The sequence below is a fragment of the Bradyrhizobium sp. CCBAU 53421 genome (assembly GCF_015291625.1).
Classification (GTDB): Bacteria; Pseudomonadota; Alphaproteobacteria; order Rhizobiales; family Xanthobacteraceae; genus Bradyrhizobium.
This window is the reverse complement of the sequence record NZ_CP030047.1, coordinates 3,964,343-3,979,125: the sequence shown is the minus strand read 5'-3', so window position 1 is coordinate 3,979,125 and position 14,783 is coordinate 3,964,343. Positions and strand designations below refer to the sequence as shown.

Sequence of the window (14,783 nt, the reverse complement as noted above, 5' to 3'; positions counted from 1 at the left end):
AACTATCCCTGGAAGTTGTCCTTGGAGCGCCCCATCAGGTCGATGAAGACGTCTTCGAGCGACGGTTCGCTCGGCTGCCAGTGCCACTTCGGATTGTCGCGGTAAGGCGCGATGGCCGCCTCCAGCGCCGCCTTGTCGCGGCCGGAGACATGCAGGCTGGTGCCGAACGGCGCCGCCATATCGATGCCGGGCTTACCGGTGAGCTCGGCCATCAGGCCGTTGAAGTCCTCGCCCGTCACCGTGAAGGTCGACAGCGCGGAGGCCGCGATCACCTCGTCCACCGTGCCGTGGGCCAGCAGGTGGCCGTAAGCGATATAGGCGATCTCATGACAGCGCTCGGCCTCGTCCATGTAATGGGTCGAGACCAGCACGGTGAGCCCTTCGGCCGCAAGCGCGTGGATCTCGTTCCAGAAATCGCGCCGCGCCTTGGGATCGACGCCGGCGGTCGGCTCGTCCAGCAGCAGCAATTGCGGATTGGGCAGCGTGCAGGCGCCGAGCGCCAGCCGCTGCTTCCAGCCGCCGGAGAGATTGGCGGCGAGCTGCTCCTCGCGGCCCTTCAGCCCGATCCGCGCGATCATCTCGGCCGCGGCGCCGCGCGCATCAGGCATGCCATAGAGCCGCGCCACGAACTCCAGATTCTCGCGCACCGACAGGTCCTGGTAGAGGCTGAAGCGCTGCGTCATGTAGCCGACCTTGCGCTTGATCTTGTCGGCATCGCGCCGGATGTCGTAGCCGAGACAGGTGCCCTCGCCGCTGTCCGGCGTCAGCAGGCCGCAGAGAATGCGGATGGTCGTGGTCTTGCCGCTGCCGTTGGGGCCGAGGAAGCCGTAGATCGAGCCGCGCTTGACCTGCATCGACAGGTCGTGGACCACCTCGCGCCCATTGAACGATTTGGTCAGGCCCTTCACATCGATCGCGATCGAAGATGCATTAGGCTGCGTGCTGGTGGGGCCGCCGTTCATCTGCGCTCCGCCATCGGCGTCTTGGGATTGAGGTAGATGCTGATCGGCTGGCCGACGCGCAGCACATCGGGCCGGCTCGGCCGCGCCTGGATCAGATAGACCAGCTTGTTGCGCTCATCGAGACTGTAGATGACGGGCGGCGTGTACTCCGCGGTGGTGGCGATGAAATAGATTTTGGCGGTGAGGTCGGCGGCACAATTGTCGCAGGACACCCGCACCTCGTCGCCAAGCGCGAGCTTCGGCAGCTCGGTCTCCGGCACGAAGAAGCGCAGCTTCATGTTGCCGGGCGGCATGATCGACAGCACCGGTCGCTGCGCCTGCACCATCTCGCCCTCGCGGAAATAGATCTGCTGGATCGAGCCGGCGATCGGCGCGAAGCCCTTGCGGCGGTCGAGCCGGGTCTGCGAGGTGTTGACGCGCGCCTCCGCGACGCGCAGCGCCGAGACGGCGGAATCCAGATTGGCCTGGGTGCCGGCGCCGGTGCCGCGCAGCGAGGCGGCGCGGTCATAGCTCTGCTGCGCGTTGGCGAGCGTCGCGTTGTTCTGGTTGAGATCGGCGCGCTGCAGATCGTCGTCGACCGAATAGAGCTGATCGCCGGGCTTGACCTCGTCGCCCTCACGCACGTTGAGCTTGATGACGCGGCCGGATTCATCCGGGCTGACGAAGATCATGTCGGCTTCGACCCAGCCCTGGAAGCCGGGATCGCGCTTCTCCTTGCAGCCGGCGAGCGCCGCGGCCAGCGCGACGGCTGTCACCAGCTTCATCATGCGCGACGCGGTCATGTCTTCCTCCGTTCGCCGAAAATCAGATCGAGATGAACCCTGAACATCGCGAGCCCGTCGAGCGGCGCGTGCCGGGCAAACAGGCTCTGCCAGATCACCGCGACGATCGCGGGCGCGACGACCAGCTGCGGGAAATCCCCGAGCTCCCGCTGCTTGATCTCGCCGCGCGTGATCGCGAGCTGGACCAGCGCTCTCATGCCGGTCAGGCCCTTCGACACCACCTCGCGAAAATAGAAATCGGCGATCGCCGGAAAGCGCGGCCCTTCGGAGACGATCAAACGGATGATGTCGCCGCGCCGGGTCGCCACCACCTCGCGCATGAAGGTCTCGGCAAAGCCCTCTACCGCATCGCGCACCGGACCGGTGATGGTCGGCAGCGCGGTCATGCGGCTGATCAGCGGCACCAGTGCCGTGCGGATCAGCTCCTCGAACATCGATTCCTTGTCCTTGAAATAGAGATAGAGCGTGCCCTTGGCGACGCCCGCCCGTTTGGCGACGTCGTCGAGCCGCGTCGCGGCAAAGCCGCGCGCGATGAACTCGTCCATCGCCGCATTGATGATCGCCGCGCGCCGCTCCGCCGATTTCTCCGCGCGGTTCGCGGGCGGTTTCGCCTCCGTCAGTGGTGCCGAGGCCACCTTCGGGACCTTCGCCGCCGCAGCCCGGATCGTGGTCCGGCGTTTGGCGGGCTGGGTGCGGGTCGTCTTTTGCGGGCGTTTTGTCATGGTCATATTATGACTGACTGGTCAGTCATTGTCAATCAAAGGAAACGTCTGGTGACGTTAAGTGTTCCTATCGGCCGGCAGATCGTCAGGACGTGCCGGAACCCGACCTCTAGCCGTCATTGTCCGGTGTCATCACCCGCGCATGCGGGCGATCCAGTATTCCAGAGACGCCTGTGCTTGAACCGAGAGGCCGCAGCGTACTGGATCGCCCGGTCCATGTGCGCAATTGCGCACAGGCCGGGCGATGACAGTGTGGGTCACCCCTCCTCGTCATTCCGGGGCGCGCGTCGCGCGCGAGCCCTCAGGCGCGCAATTGCGCACCGGGGAATGACGACAGGGAGAGTTGGCGCGCTACGTATGAAACTTCAGCCCATCGAGGACCTTGTCGACCACCTTACGCTCGGCGCGAAAGGCAAGGCCGACCAGGTTGAGATCGCTCCGCGCCGCCGCCTTCACCACCTCGCGGTTGGCGGCATCATGCGTGGTCTTGAACATGTCCTCGGTGTAGAGTGCAGGTTTCACGTCGCGCGCCAGCGCGCGCTCCAGCGCCCGTGACAACTGCGCGCGATCGGCGCCGTAGATCAGGATCGGCTGGCCGATCAGGGAAAGATACTTCGTCCCCGATCCGTCCTGGTAATTCTCGCCGATACATTCAGGGAAGGAAGCGGCGATGCCACCGGCGAGGAACGACGCCACGTTGAGCTTCTGCCAGACTTCCAGGTCGGTGCGGATCACGACCGCGATCTTGGTGTCGAACTGCATGACGCAAGTCTAGCGGCAGCCAGCCGGCAAACACCAGTCCGGACGGTGCAGAGCTCATCTGCCCGCCGGAAGCCGGCGTTCGTTTCCTGCAACCCACGCGGCAGCACCAAACCGCCAGCACAGGCCGCAGAGGCCGACATTGCCGCGGCAAGGCAGATCAATCCGCACTTCGATCGTCGAATGTGGCGCCCTCGGCGTCGCTGGCCCAGATCAGCTGGGACGGAAAGCAATAGTCAGGTCCTGCGCCGCGGAGTAGGCTTCGGGCGTTCGATTACCATCAGCATATTTCAGGGCATTGCATCATGATCAGCAGCGCCGATGTTGTTGTTATTGGTTCGGGCGGATTGGGCGCGGCCACGGCCTATTACTTGAGCAAGCGTGGAGGTCTCAGCGTCGCCCTTGTCGACAAGCATGAGATCGGATCGCAAACCTCGCCCCGCGCGGCAGGCATGGTGAGCTGCGTGCGCAAGAGCGACCTGATGATCGAAATCATCAAGGACGCATGCCGCAAGATCGAAGCGTTCACGGAAGAAACCGGCCAGCCGCTCGACTGGGTGCATTCGGGCAGCCTGAAGGTTGCGCGTCGGCCACAGGACGCCGACGTGATCAGGAGCGACTTCGAGCGCGGACGCCGCACCGGCCTCGATGTCGAGCTGATCTCCCCGGAAGAGGCGAGCCGTCTCAATCCGTTCTTGCAGCCGGCGGGTGTCGTCGCGGCGATGCGGATCGGCGACGACCGGTATTTCGACCCGGCGCAGGTTGCCGTCGGTTTCGCCAAAGCCGCGGCGGCCAACGGTGCGACCTTGCTGCCGAAGACCGACGTGCGCGCCGTCAATATCGTCGGCGGCAACGTGATCGGCGTGACCACCGCGAACGGCGTCATTGAAAGTCCGGTTGTGGTCGATGCGGCCGGCGCGTGGACGCGACAGGTCGCGGAGGCGAGCGGGATTCGCGTGCCACTGGTGCCGACCCGGCAGCAATTGATCGTCACCGAGCCGCTGGATGGCGCCCGCGCCGACTTGCCGATGATCCGTATCATGGATGCCGCGGTGTATACCCGGCCGTGTCAGGGCGGTTTCCTGTGGGGTGTCTACGAGGAAACGCCGCGCTTCTTCGACATGCAATCGCTTGGGACCGGCTTCGACGTCAAGGACATGCCGCTCGACATCGGCGTGCTTCATGCAGCCGCCGACGAGGTGAAGGACCAGCTCCCGTTCCTGCAAACCGCCAAGGTGCGGGAGTTTCGCGGCGGCATTCCGACGATGACTGCCGACGGCCATCATATTCTTGGCCCAGCCATTGGCGTGACCGGATTCTATTTTGCGAGCGGGTGCAACGTCGCCGGCCTGTCGATCTCGCCGGCAGTCGGCGAGGCGCTCGCGGACTGGATCGTGGACGGCAGGCCGCCGGTCGACCTATCGCCGATGTCGGTCACGCGGTTCAAAGACCAATCGTGGTCTGAAGATCAATTGGAGCGCGACGCCGCCTGGCAATACCGACACTTCTATGGCGCCGTCTGAGCGCCGCTCGGGGACATCATCGCGTCTCCGCTACCCCTTGGCGTCGCAGGCCCAGGCGCGGATCACGCATTCCTTGCCGCCGTAGTCGTAGCACTTCTTGGTCGCGGCATTGAGCGAGCTCGAGATCTTCGGCGCCACCGCGTAGCCATGGGCGCCGCAGGGATTCTTCATGTCGATCGCAAGCGCGGCACAGGCGCGCTTCATGGTGACGGTGGTGCAATCGCCCTTGCACTGCTTCAGCGCCGCAGCGCGCGCCGCGCCTTCCGCCGGATAGTCGTAGGCCTGGCCATACGCTCCACACTTGCCGACCGCGAACGCGCCGGCTGCGTGTGCCTTGGGGACGAAGGTTTCCACGGTGTAACGCGTGGCGCCGAGCAGCAATGTCAGGACGAGAATCGTCAGCGCGCGGCGCTGCGCGGCGGCGGTCGAAATGATCAAGCGGAAATCCCCCAAAGTCCGGCGCGGACTGTACGCGGGGGTCGTTTCCAGATGGTGAATGACGGGTTGACGGGTGATTTCTATCCGTTCGTCGTCCCGACGAAGGCCGGGACGACGCGGATGATGTTCAGCCCCGCCTTGCCGCTTCCAGCGCCTGCGGCGTATCGATGTCGAGGAAGGCGCTGTTGCCTTCGACCGGGACCTCGGCGACCACCTCGGCATGCTTGGCGATCAGATGGCGCGCGCCGATGTCGCCGTCGAGCGTCATCAATTCCTTGAAGAAGCGCCGCGACCACAACACCGGATTGCCGCGGCGGCCCTCGCTGACCGGGACCGCGATCAGATGGCCGCGGTCGGGCGCGAAGGTCTCGATCAGGCGGTCGATCAGCTTCGCATCGATCAGCGGCATGTCGCCGAGACAGACGACCGCACCGTCGGCGCTGTCGGAGACCGCCGAGATGCCGGCCTTCACGGAGCTGGCGAGGCCGCCGGCGAAATCCGGGTTGCGGACGAACTTGACCTTGAGGCCGTCGAGCGCCTGCTCGATCAGGTCGGCCTGATGCCCGGTGACGACGATCACCTCAGCGGCCTTCGAGGCGAGCGCCTGCTCGGCGACGATGCGCGCGAGCTTCTTGCCGTCGAGCTCGGCGAGCAACTTGTTCGGGCCGCCCATCCGGGTCGAGCGGCCGGCGGCGAGCACGATCGCCGCGACGTTGCGGTTGCCTTCGGTGTCCGGGACGGTGCGCGGCTGCGGCCGCGTCACGATCTCCATCAACAAGCCGCCGACGCCCATGCCGGTGAGATCCGACCGCGTCACCTTGATGCCGGCGAGCAGCCGCATCAGCACCCAGTCGAAACCGTTCTCGACCGGCGAGCGCGCGCAGCCCGGCGCGCCCAGCACCGGCACGCCGCCGGCGCTGCCGATCAGCAGCAGATTGCCGGGGTCGACCGGCATGCCGAAATGCTCGACCGCGCCGCCGATCTCCGTGATCGCGGCCGGGATGACGTCGCGGCGGTCAGCGATCGCGGATGCGCCGAACACGATGACGAGCTCGGCGCCCAGCTCGAGCAATTCCTTGATCGAGGCCGCGAGCACGGTCTCGTCATGCGGCACACGGCGCTCGGCGATGATGGTGGCGCCGGCCGGGGCGAGCCGCTCGGCGGTGACGCGCAACGTCTTGTCGATCACCTTCGGCGCGAGGCCCGGCAGCAAGGTCGAGACCACGCCGACCTTCTGGATCACATAGGGCGCGATCCGCAGCGTGTCCTTGCCTGCCACCGCCACAGCGGCATCGCGCAAGCGCCCCTCGACGCCGAACGGGATCAGCTTGACGGTCGCGATCATCTCGCCTTCGACCACCGGCTTATAGGCTGCGAGGGTGGCGAAGGTGATCGCCTCGTCGACGCCGTTGATGCGATCGACCGCGGCACGGTCGACCACCAGCACGCCGGGGCGCGCCGCGAACAGATTGGCGCGGCCGGTGAAGGCACGCTCGACATTGACGCCCTCGCCCGCCACCGCCTGTGCGATGCTGGCGGCAGCTGTGTCCTCGGAGACGTCGCCCTCCTCCAGCCGCACCACGACGACGTCCTTGACGCCGGCCCTGGTCAGCGCCTCGACCTCTTCGGGGCCGATCGTGGTGCCTTTCTTGAGCACCAGCGTGCCCTGGCGGAGCGTATGCACGGTGACGCCGCCAATCGCGTCGGCCGGACTGGCGGGACCGAACTTCATGCCGCTTCTTCTTTTTCTTTGGGAGGCAGACGCAGCTGCGCGGTGATCTCGGCCATGATCGCGACCGCGATCTCCGACGGCGATACCGCGCCGATGTCGAGGCCGATCGGCGCGTGGATGCGCGCGATGTCGCTGTCCTTGGCGCCCTGCGCGCGCAGCCGCTCGGCGCGCTTGGCATGGGTCTTCCGCGAGCCGAGCGCGCCGATATAGAAGCAGTCGCGGTCGAAGGCGTGCAGCAGCGCCGGATCGTCGATCTTCGGATCATGCGTCACCGCGACGAACGCGGTGTAGTGATCGACATTGAGCGGAGGCAGCGCGACGTCGGGCCATTCGGCGACCAGCGGCACGTCGGGGAAGCGCTCCGGGCTCGCAAACGCCGTGCGCGGATCGACCACCGTGACGTCATAGTCGAGCGAGCGCGCCAGCGGCGCCAGGGCCTGGCTGATATGGACGGCGCCGATGATCACGAGCTTTGCGGTCGGCGCGTAGACGTTGAGGAACAGCTTCTTGGCTCCGACCTCGACATTGCCGCTCTTGCCCATCCTGAGCTGCTTTGAGAGCTCGGCGCGCAGCGGATCGGCGGCGATATCTTTCGCCTTGACCAGGCGCTGCTCGCCATTGGCGGTGTCGGTGACGATGATGACCGGGCGGCGCGCGGCGCGTTCGGCGTTCAGCTCTTTCAGGATCTCGAGTTTCACGGCTAACCGACCTTCTCGACGAACACGCGGATGGTGCCGCCGCAGGACAGGCCGACATTCCAGGCGGTCTCGTCGGCGACGCCGAATTCGAGCATTTTTGGCTGGCCGCTGGCGATCACGTCGAGCGCTTCGGTGACGACCGCGCCCTCGACACAGCCGCCGGAAACCGAGCCGAGAAACGTGCCATCGTCATTGATGACGAGGCTTGAGCCGGCCGGGCGCGGCGCCGAGCCCCAGGTTTCGACCACCGTGGCGAGCGCCACGCCGTGGCCCTGCTTCTGCCAAGTCTCGGCGGCCTGCAGGATGTCTTCGTCGCGGTTGAGCATTTGAACCTCCCTAGGCCACGGAGCGGATCAGGCTGCGGTGGTGCGCCGGCGGCGGGGATGACAGCGCCCCGATCAAGCCCTTGATGGACGTCAAGTTATGCACCGGGCGAAATTCGTCAACGTGGGGCAACATCATTTTGATGCCCTGCGCCTTGGCCTCGAAGCCGGAGTAGCGCAGCAGCGGGTTGAGCCAGATCAGTCGGCGGCAGGAGCGGTGCAAACGGTCCATCTCGAAGGCCAGTTTGGCATCGGCCTCCCGTTCTAGTCCATCGGATATAAGGAGGACGATGGCGCCCTGCCCCAGCACCCGGCGGGCCCAGAGCTGGTTGAAGCTGTGCAGCGAGGTCGCGATCCGGGTGCCGCCGGCCCAGTCCTCTACCGAGGACGTGCAGCTCGCCAGCGCCTCGTCGGGGTCACGCGCCCGTAACGCCCGCGTCACATTGGTCAGGCGGGTGCCGAACAGGAACACCGAGACCCGCTTGCGGTAGTCGGTGATGGCGTGCAGGAAATGCAGGAACAGGCGGGTGTACTCGCTCATCGAGCCGGAGATATCGAGCAGAGCCACGATCGGCGCCGGCTTCTCGATCCGGCCGAGCTTTCTGATATCGATGATCTCGCCGCCGGTGCGCAGCGAGTTGCGCACGGTGCGGCGCATGTCGAGCCGCAGCCCGCGCGCGTCCGGCTGGTAGCGGCGGGTCACCAGCTCGGCCTGCGGCAGCCGCATCTTGGCGATCTCGCGCGTCACCTCGGCTATCTCGGCCGCGGTCATCTGCGCGAAATCCTTCTTCTGCAGGATCTCCTTGTCGGAGACCGAGAGCTTCAGCTCCTGCTCCTGGGCCTGCGGCCGCTCCTCGGTCTTCGCCGGTTGCGCCATCGCCTCCTGGACCCGGCGCGAGGCCGGCGGCGGCTTCTTCTTGGCGTGATCCGGCAACGGCACCGAATCCAGCATGCTCTTCCACTCCTCGGCGGCGCGGAAGAACAGCATAAAGGCCTGGCGGAAGATCAGCGCGTGCTCGTGGCGCTTGACGAAGATCGCCTCCAGCGTGGCGTAGAAATCGGAGCGGTTGCCGACCTCGATCAGCTGCAGCGCGTCGAGCGCATCGATCACCGAGCCCGGCCCGACCGGAAGCCCGGCCGCCCGCAGCGCGCGGGCAAAGCCGATCACGTTGTCGGCCATGTGGCCGGTGGGCGGCGCGAGGTGGTTGATCGCCATCGTTGTTTTGCCTCGTCATTCCGGGGCACGCGCAGCGTGAACCCGGAATCTGGAGATTGTGGCGCGAGATTCCGGGTTCGATGCTGACGCATCGCTCCGGAATGACGGACGTTGCTATGACGCGCGACTTACGTCTCGCTCGTCGCTTCCTTCAATGTCTTCTGCAACGCATCGCCCTGCATCCGCGCGATGTCGTCCTGATATTTGAGCAGCGCGCCCAGCGTGTCGCCGACCACCTGCGGGGTCAGCGAGCGGGCGTCGAGCTCGGACAGCGCGGTGGCCCAGTCGATGGTCTCGGCGACTCCCGGCGACTTGTAGAAATCCTGGTTGCGCAGCGCCTGCACGAAGCGGACCACCTGCTGCGACAGCTTTGCGGAGATGTTCGGCACCCGCGACTTGACGATCGCGAGCTCGCGCTCGGCGGTGGGATAATCCACCCAGTGATAGAGGCAGCGCCGCTTCAGCGCGTCGTGGATCTCGCGGGTCCGGTTCGAGGTGATGATGACGATCGGCGGCGCCGGCGCCTTCACAGTGCCGAGCTCGGGGATCGTGACCTGGAAGTCGCTGAGGATTTCCAACAGATACGCCTCGAACGCCTCGTCGGCGCGGTCGAGCTCGTCGATCAGCAGCACCGGCGGTCCCGCGACGTCGGGCTCGAGCGCCTGCAACAGCGGCCGCTTGATCAGGAAGCGCTCGGCGAAGATGTCGCTCGCGAGCTGGTCGCGATCGGTGTCGCCGGAGGCTTCCGCCAGTCGAATCGCGATCATCTGCGCCGCGCTGCTCCACTCGTACACGGCGGAGGCGACGTCGAGGCCTTCATAGCATTGCAAGCGGATCAGCTTGCGCCCGAGCGCCGCCGACAGCACCTTCGCGATCTCGGTCTTGCCGACGCCGGCCTCGCCTTCCAGGAACAGCGGCCTGCCCATGCGCAGCGCGAGATAGGTCACGGTCGCGAGCGAGCGTTCGGCGAGATAGCCGCGCGACGTCAGCAGCTCCTCGAGCGCATCGACGGAAGTGGGTAACGCCGATGCACTCATGGAATTGCCAGTCTTCGAACAGGGGTTAGCAAAATCACGCCGTGGATTTGGTTCTTGGAACTAGACCATGGGATCTAGCTCTTGGGATCTAGTCCCTTGGATCTAGTCCTTGGCATTGGCGGCTTCCACCGCCCTGCGCGTCAGAACGCCGATCAGATGCGCGCGGTATTCGGCGCTGCCATGCAGGTCGCTGTTCAGCCCTTCGGCCGAAACCGCGATGCCGTCGAGCACCTTGTGCGAGAAGCGCTTCTTCAGGGCCTCCTCGAACGCGGTGGCGCGGAACACGCCATCGGAGCCCGCGCCGGTGACCGCGACGCGCACGTCCGACGGACGCTTGGCCACGAACACACCAACCAACGCATAACGCGAGGCCTGGTTGCGGAACTTGACGTAGGCGGCCTTCTTCGGCAGCGGGAACATCACCTTGGTGATGATCTCGTCAGCCTCCAGCGCAGTCGAGAACAGGCCCTGGAAATATTCCTCGGCCTTCAGGCGGCGCTTGTTGGTGACGATGGTGGCGCCGAGCGCCAGCACCGCGGCGGGATAGTCGGCGGTCGGGTCGTTGTTGGCGAGCGAGCCGCCGAGGGTGCCGCGGTGACGCACGGCGGGATCACCGATCAGGCCGGCCAGCTCGGCCAGCGCCGGGATCGCCTCGCGGACGGTCGCGGAGTTCGCGACCTCGGCATGCTTGGCGGTGGCGCCGATCACCAGCGAGCGGCCCTTCATCTCGATCGCGTCGAGACCTTCGATATGGGAGAGGTCGACCAGATGCGGCGGGCTCGCGAGCCGCTGCTTCATGACCGGCACCAGCGTGTGACCGCCGGCGATCAGCTTGGCGTCCTCGTTCTTCACCAGCAGGTTGGCGGCCTGCCGCACGGTGCCGGGACGATGATATTTGAATTCGTACATTGGAATGTCCTGATCGCTTGTCGCGATGAATTGCTGACTAGGCGAGGTCCGGCTTGTTAAGCCAGATCCGATTTGGCCATCGCCTTGGCGCCGGCGGCGATCGAAGCGACGATGTTCTGGTAGCCGGTGCAGCGGCACAGATTGCCTTCCAGCTCCTCGCGGATCACCTCGTCGGAGAGGTCGTGGCCCTTGCGATGGACCAGGTCGACCGCGGTCATGATCATGCCCGGCGTGCAGAAGCCGCACTGCAGGCCGTGATGCTCGCGGAAGGCCTCCTGCATCGGATGCAGCGGCGCGCCATCGGCCGCCAACCCCTCGATGGTCTTGACCTCATGACCGTCGGCCATCACCGCAAGCGTCGTGCAGGACTTCACCGCCTTGCCGTCCAGGTGCACGACGCAGGCGCCGCACTGCGAGGTGTCGCAGCCGACATGGGTACCCGTCAGCCGCAGGTTTTCGCGCAGAAACTGGACCAGAAGGGTACGGGGGTCGACGTTCGCGTTAACGGGGTTGCCGTTCACGATCATTGAAATCTTGGCCATCAGCACTCTCTTATCTGCCCCACCGCATATCGGCGAAGCAGGCGGTTTAAAATCATTCCAGACGGCATATTATGGGCGCGCCCCGCGATGGGCAACCTTTCGAGCCACCCATCCATGACATAACGGCAAGGCACGGCGGGCCTGAAGTGATCCGGCCCGTCAGCAGGATAGACTTTAGTTTTGACGCGTTTTCTTCACGCGAACCGGGTGTCCACTTCGCTCGAAAACGCTCTAACCCTGCACCGCCTTGGCGAAATTTGCAAAGAATTCATCGGCCAGCTTCTTGGCGGCGCCGTTGATCAGGCGCTGGCCGAGCTGGGCGAGCTTGCCGCCGATCTGCGCCTCCACATTGTAGCTCAGAAGCGTGCCGCCATCCTTGTCGGCGAGGCCCACGGTGGCGCCGCCCTTGGCAAAGCCGGCCACGCCACCCTCGCCTTCGCCCGAGATCTTGTAGCCGTTCGGCGGGTCGAGATCGCTCAACATGACCTTGCCCTTGAAGCGGGCGGAGACCGGGCCGACCTTCATCTTGGCGGTGGCGCGGAAGCCACCCTCGTCGGTCTTCTCCAGCTCTTCGCAGCCGGGGATGCAGGCCTTGAGCACCTCGGGATCGTTGAGCTTGTCCCACACAGCCTGGCGCGGCGCCGCAAGCTGGACTTCGCCGGTCATCGTCATGGCCATGGTGGACCTCCTTTGGTCGCAAGAAACCTTTTCCCCCAAGTAAAGCAGCCGGCGCGCAAAGGAAAGGGCACCTTCGGAGGATGAGCGATGCATATTCGCAGCGCAGCAAGACGTGTCCGCTGTTCACGAAATCGCGCAATCCGCTTGCTGAATATGACGGCAACGCAGGGCATTGGCAGCGACGCGCAGGAGTGGTTAGGTCGCGCGCCATGAGCACAGCCCTCTCACCCCTGCTTGCGCCGATGCTGTCGAGCGCCGCGATGCGCGCGGTGTGCGACGACGCCGCCACCCTGCAAAACATGCTGGATTTCGAGGCCGCGCTGGCCCGCGCCGAGGTGGCCTGCGGCGTCGTTCCCGCCGCCAGCGCGGGACCGATTGCCGCTGCCTGCAAAGCCGAATCATTCGACCTCGCCGCGCTGGCCGATGCCGCGACGCGATCGGGCAATCTGGCGATCCCGCTGGTGAGGACCCTGACCGCCAATGTCGCCAAAAAGGATGCCGAGGCGGCGCGCTATGTGCATTGGGGCGCGACCAGCCAGGACGTCATCGACACCGCGACCATGCTGTCGTTGCGCGCCGGCATCGATGCGCTGCTGGCCGACCTCGACCGCGCCGTCGCCGGCTTTGCCGGCCTTGCCCGCGCCCATCGCGACACCGCGGTGGTGGCGCGGACCTGGCTGCAGCACGCGCTGCCGATGCCGTTCGGCCTGAAGCTCGCCGAATATGCCGCGGCCCTGCACCGCTCCCGCAAGCGCTTGCTGCGCCTGCGCCACGGGACGCTGGCCCTGCAATTCGGCGGCGCCGCCGGCACGCTCGCCGCGCTCGGCGACAAGGGCCTCGCGGTCGCGGAGGCACTCGCGAAAGAGCTGGACCTGCCGCTGCCGGAGGCGCCCTGGCACACCCACCGCGACCGCATCGCGGAGGCCGCTTCCGCGTTCGCGATCCTCGCCGGCAGCTGCGGCAAGATCGCGCGTGACGTTTCATTGATGATGCAGACCGATGTCGGCGAAGCCTTCGAGCCCGCGGGCGCCGGCCGCGGCGGCTCCTCGACCATGCCGCACAAGCGCAACCCCGTCGCCGCCGCGAGCGCGCTGGGGGCTGCGACCATGGCGCCGAACCTCGCTGCGACGATCTTCGCCGCGCAGGTGCAGGACCATGAGCGCAGCGCCGGTCCATGGCATGCCGAATGGCCGACCTTGCCGGGCCTGATGCTGGTGACCTCGGGCGCGCTTGCCGCAACAGTCGATCTCGCCGAGGGGCTCGAGGTCGATGCGGCACGGATGCGCGTCAATCTCGATGCGACACATGGGTTGATCATGGCGGAGGCCATCACCTTTGCGCTGGCCGAAACAATCGGCAAGAGCGATGCCCATCATCTGATCGAAGCCGCCAGCAAGAAAGCCGTCGCGGAGAAGAAGCATCTGCGCGACGTGCTGTCGGCGGACGCAAAGGTCACCGCGCATCTCGACGCCAACAAGATCGCCGAGCTGTTCGAGCCGATGGCCTATCAGGGCGCGTCGCAGGCGCTGATCGACCGTTTGCTGGCTTCACTGGATGACAAGTAGCGGGATGACGAGAGGGACAAGACGATGCCGATGATCAACGCCGACGGATGCCTGCTCAACGTCCAGGTGGACGGTCGCGACGGCGGACCGACCCTGATGCTGTCGAACTCGCTCGGCTGCACCTTGCAGATGTGGGAGCCGCAGATGCGGTCGCTGACGCAGCTGTTCCGCGTCATCCGCTACGACCGTCGCGGCCACGGCAAGTCCGGCGTGCCGGCCGGCCCCTACTCGATGGAGCGCTTCGGCCGCGATGTGCTCGCGATCCTCGACGACCTCAACATCGAGAAGGTGCATTGGTGTGGCCTGTCGATGGGCGGCATGGTCGGACAGTGGCTGGGAGCGAATGCCCCGGAAAGATTCGGCAAGATCATCCTCGCCAACACCGCCTGCTACTATCCCGATCCGACCAACTGGCTGAACCGCATCAAGGCGGTGAAGCAAGGCGGCATCGCAGCGGTCGCCGATACCGTGATCGCGGGCTGGCTGACCGCCGACTTCCGCGAGCGCGAGCCGGAGACCGCAGCACGCATGAAGGCGATGCTGCTGGCCTCGCCGGTCGAGGGCTATCTCGCCTGCTGCGAAGCGCTGTCGACGCTCGACCAGCGCGCGCTGCTGCCCCGAATCAAGAGCCCGACCCTTGTGATCGCAGGAAAGCAGGACATGGCGACGCCGGTGTCGGCGGGCGAAATGATCCGCAGCGGCATTCCCGGCGCCAGCATGACCCTGCTCGATGCCGCGCACATCTCCAATGTCGAGCAATCGCACGCCTTCACCGAAGCCGTGGTCGGCTTCCTGACGCAACGTTAATCCACAACCACGCGCGTCATTGCGAGGAGCACAGCGACGAAGCAATCCATGCCTCCGCAAGCGGTGAAATGGATTGCTTCGCTTTGCTCG

At 65.9% G+C, this 14,783-nt stretch carries 16 protein-coding genes; 3 read left to right on the top strand and 13 right to left on the bottom strand.

From position 1 onward, the window contains the following. Positions 1 to 2: 2 nt before the first annotated feature. The 4 genes from XH92_RS18800 to XH92_RS18785 all read right to left on the bottom strand — a co-directional run bounded on the left by XH92_RS18800 (position 3) and on the right by XH92_RS18785 (position 3,228). Complete coding sequence (locus tag XH92_RS18800) at positions 3 to 962, bottom strand: ABC transporter ATP-binding protein (RefSeq protein WP_194460522.1); 960 nt, start codon at positions 960 to 962, stop codon at positions 3 to 5. Beyond that, positions 959 to 1,744 (bottom strand): HlyD family secretion protein, encoded by a 786-nt coding sequence (locus XH92_RS18795; protein ID WP_194460521.1) that lies wholly within the window; start codon positions 1,742 to 1,744, stop codon positions 959 to 961. The genes XH92_RS18800 and XH92_RS18795 overlap by 4 nt, the downstream gene beginning before the upstream one ends. After that, positions 1,741 to 2,466: a TetR/AcrR family transcriptional regulator gene (locus XH92_RS18790; protein ID WP_371818050.1), complete on the bottom strand. Its 726-nt coding sequence runs from the start codon at positions 2,464 to 2,466 to the stop codon at positions 1,741 to 1,743. The genes XH92_RS18795 and XH92_RS18790 overlap by 4 nt, the downstream gene beginning before the upstream one ends. Positions 2,467 to 2,817: 351 nt before the next feature. Then, complete coding sequence (locus XH92_RS18785) at positions 2,818 to 3,228, bottom strand: DUF2000 family protein (RefSeq protein ID WP_194460519.1); 411 nt, start codon at positions 3,226 to 3,228, stop codon at positions 2,818 to 2,820. A gap of 302 nt (positions 3,229 to 3,530) precedes the next feature. Here XH92_RS18785 and XH92_RS18780 point away from each other — a divergent pair, with 302 nt between their 5' ends. After that, positions 3,531 to 4,748 (top strand): FAD-binding oxidoreductase, encoded by a 1,218-nt coding sequence (locus XH92_RS18780; protein ID WP_194460518.1) that lies wholly within the window; start codon positions 3,531 to 3,533, stop codon positions 4,746 to 4,748. Between the two features lie 30 nt (positions 4,749 to 4,778). Here XH92_RS18780 and XH92_RS18775 read toward each other — a convergent pair whose 3' ends face one another. From XH92_RS18775 to XH92_RS18735, 9 genes are all read right to left on the bottom strand, one after another. Continuing rightward, the gene (locus XH92_RS18775) at positions 4,779 to 5,129 is read right to left on the bottom strand and encodes a DUF4189 domain-containing protein (RefSeq protein WP_371818085.1); all 351 of its coding nucleotides are present in this window, start codon (positions 5,127 to 5,129) and stop codon (positions 4,779 to 4,781) included. Positions 5,130 to 5,313: 184 nt separating this feature from the next. Continuing rightward, entirely contained in the window at positions 5,314 to 6,918 is a 1,605-nt protein-coding gene (locus tag XH92_RS18770) for an NTP transferase domain-containing protein (protein ID WP_194460516.1), read from the bottom strand. After that, positions 6,915 to 7,616: an XdhC family protein gene (locus XH92_RS18765; protein ID WP_194460515.1), complete on the bottom strand. Its 702-nt coding sequence runs from the start codon at positions 7,614 to 7,616 to the stop codon at positions 6,915 to 6,917. Before XH92_RS18765 ends, XH92_RS18770 begins: the two co-directional genes overlap by 4 nt. A gap of 2 nt (positions 7,617 to 7,618) precedes the next feature. After that, complete coding sequence (locus tag XH92_RS18760; protein WP_021077800.1) at positions 7,619 to 7,942, bottom strand: XdhC family protein; 324 nt, start codon at positions 7,940 to 7,942, stop codon at positions 7,619 to 7,621. A gap of 10 nt (positions 7,943 to 7,952) precedes the next feature. After that, positions 7,953 to 9,155, bottom strand: a complete 1,203-nt coding sequence (locus tag XH92_RS18755) for a VWA domain-containing protein (RefSeq protein ID WP_194460514.1) — start codon at positions 9,153 to 9,155, stop codon at positions 7,953 to 7,955. Between the two features lie 128 nt (positions 9,156 to 9,283). Continuing rightward, positions 9,284 to 10,192 (bottom strand): MoxR family ATPase, encoded by a 909-nt coding sequence (locus XH92_RS18750; protein ID WP_050401966.1) that lies wholly within the window; start codon positions 10,190 to 10,192, stop codon positions 9,284 to 9,286. Between the two features lie 102 nt (positions 10,193 to 10,294). After that, complete coding sequence (locus tag XH92_RS18745) at positions 10,295 to 11,101, bottom strand: xanthine dehydrogenase family protein subunit M (RefSeq protein WP_194460513.1); 807 nt, start codon at positions 11,099 to 11,101, stop codon at positions 10,295 to 10,297. 56 nt (positions 11,102 to 11,157) lie between these two features. Then, positions 11,158 to 11,643, bottom strand: coding sequence for a (2Fe-2S)-binding protein (locus XH92_RS18740; RefSeq protein ID WP_021077804.1), 486 nt, complete (start codon positions 11,641 to 11,643; stop codon positions 11,158 to 11,160). A 231-nt stretch (positions 11,644 to 11,874) separates the two neighbouring features. After that, a complete protein-coding gene (locus XH92_RS18735) occupies positions 11,875 to 12,321 on the bottom strand; it encodes a carbon monoxide dehydrogenase subunit G (protein ID WP_021077805.1) in 447 nt (148 codons plus the stop codon). Between the two features lie 209 nt (positions 12,322 to 12,530). On the opposite strand from XH92_RS18735, the gene XH92_RS18730 reads away from it, so the two are divergent. Next, positions 12,531 to 13,886: a 3-carboxy-cis,cis-muconate cycloisomerase gene (locus XH92_RS18730; protein ID WP_194460512.1), complete on the top strand. Its 1,356-nt coding sequence runs from the start codon at positions 12,531 to 12,533 to the stop codon at positions 13,884 to 13,886. A 24-nt stretch (positions 13,887 to 13,910) separates the two neighbouring features. Next, positions 13,911 to 14,693 carry a 3-oxoadipate enol-lactonase gene (gene pcaD / locus XH92_RS18725; RefSeq protein WP_194460511.1) on the top strand — a complete coding sequence of 261 codons (783 nt, stop codon included), beginning with the start codon at positions 13,911 to 13,913 and terminating at the stop codon, positions 14,691 to 14,693. Positions 14,694 to 14,783: the final 90 nt, after the last annotated feature.

Excerpts from the sequence above, each read along its gene's own strand:
- XH92_RS18780 (WP_194460518.1), top strand. The coding sequence starts at position 3,531 with ATGATCAGCAGCGCCGATGTTGTTGTTATTGGTTCGGGCGGATTGGGC.
- XH92_RS18760 (WP_021077800.1), bottom strand. The coding sequence starts at position 7,942 with ATGCTCAACCGCGACGAAGACATCCTGCAGGCCGCCGAGACTTGGCAG.
- XH92_RS18790 (WP_371818050.1), bottom strand. The coding sequence starts at position 2,466 with ATGACAAAACGCCCGCAAAAGACGACCCGCACCCAGCCCGCCAAACGC.
- XH92_RS18735 (WP_021077805.1), bottom strand. The coding sequence starts at position 12,321 with ATGGCCATGACGATGACCGGCGAAGTCCAGCTTGCGGCGCCGCGCCAG.
- XH92_RS18745 (WP_194460513.1), bottom strand. The coding sequence starts at position 11,101 with ATGTACGAATTCAAATATCATCGTCCCGGCACCGTGCGGCAGGCCGCC.
- XH92_RS18730 (WP_194460512.1), top strand. The coding sequence starts at position 12,531 with ATGAGCACAGCCCTCTCACCCCTGCTTGCGCCGATGCTGTCGAGCGCC.
- XH92_RS18800 (WP_194460522.1), bottom strand. The coding sequence starts at position 962 with ATGAACGGCGGCCCCACCAGCACGCAGCCTAATGCATCTTCGATCGCG.
- pcaD (WP_194460511.1), top strand. The coding sequence starts at position 13,911 with ATGCCGATGATCAACGCCGACGGATGCCTGCTCAACGTCCAGGTGGAC.
- XH92_RS18785 (WP_194460519.1), bottom strand. The coding sequence starts at position 3,228 with ATGCAGTTCGACACCAAGATCGCGGTCGTGATCCGCACCGACCTGGAA.
- XH92_RS18740 (WP_021077804.1), bottom strand. The coding sequence starts at position 11,643 with ATGGCCAAGATTTCAATGATCGTGAACGGCAACCCCGTTAACGCGAAC.
- XH92_RS18770 (WP_194460516.1), bottom strand. The coding sequence starts at position 6,918 with ATGAAGTTCGGTCCCGCCAGTCCGGCCGACGCGATTGGCGGCGTCACC.
- XH92_RS18795 (WP_194460521.1), bottom strand. The coding sequence starts at position 1,744 with ATGACCGCGTCGCGCATGATGAAGCTGGTGACAGCCGTCGCGCTGGCC.
- XH92_RS18755 (WP_194460514.1), bottom strand. The coding sequence starts at position 9,155 with ATGGCGATCAACCACCTCGCGCCGCCCACCGGCCACATGGCCGACAAC.
- XH92_RS18750 (WP_050401966.1), bottom strand. The coding sequence starts at position 10,192 with ATGAGTGCATCGGCGTTACCCACTTCCGTCGATGCGCTCGAGGAGCTG.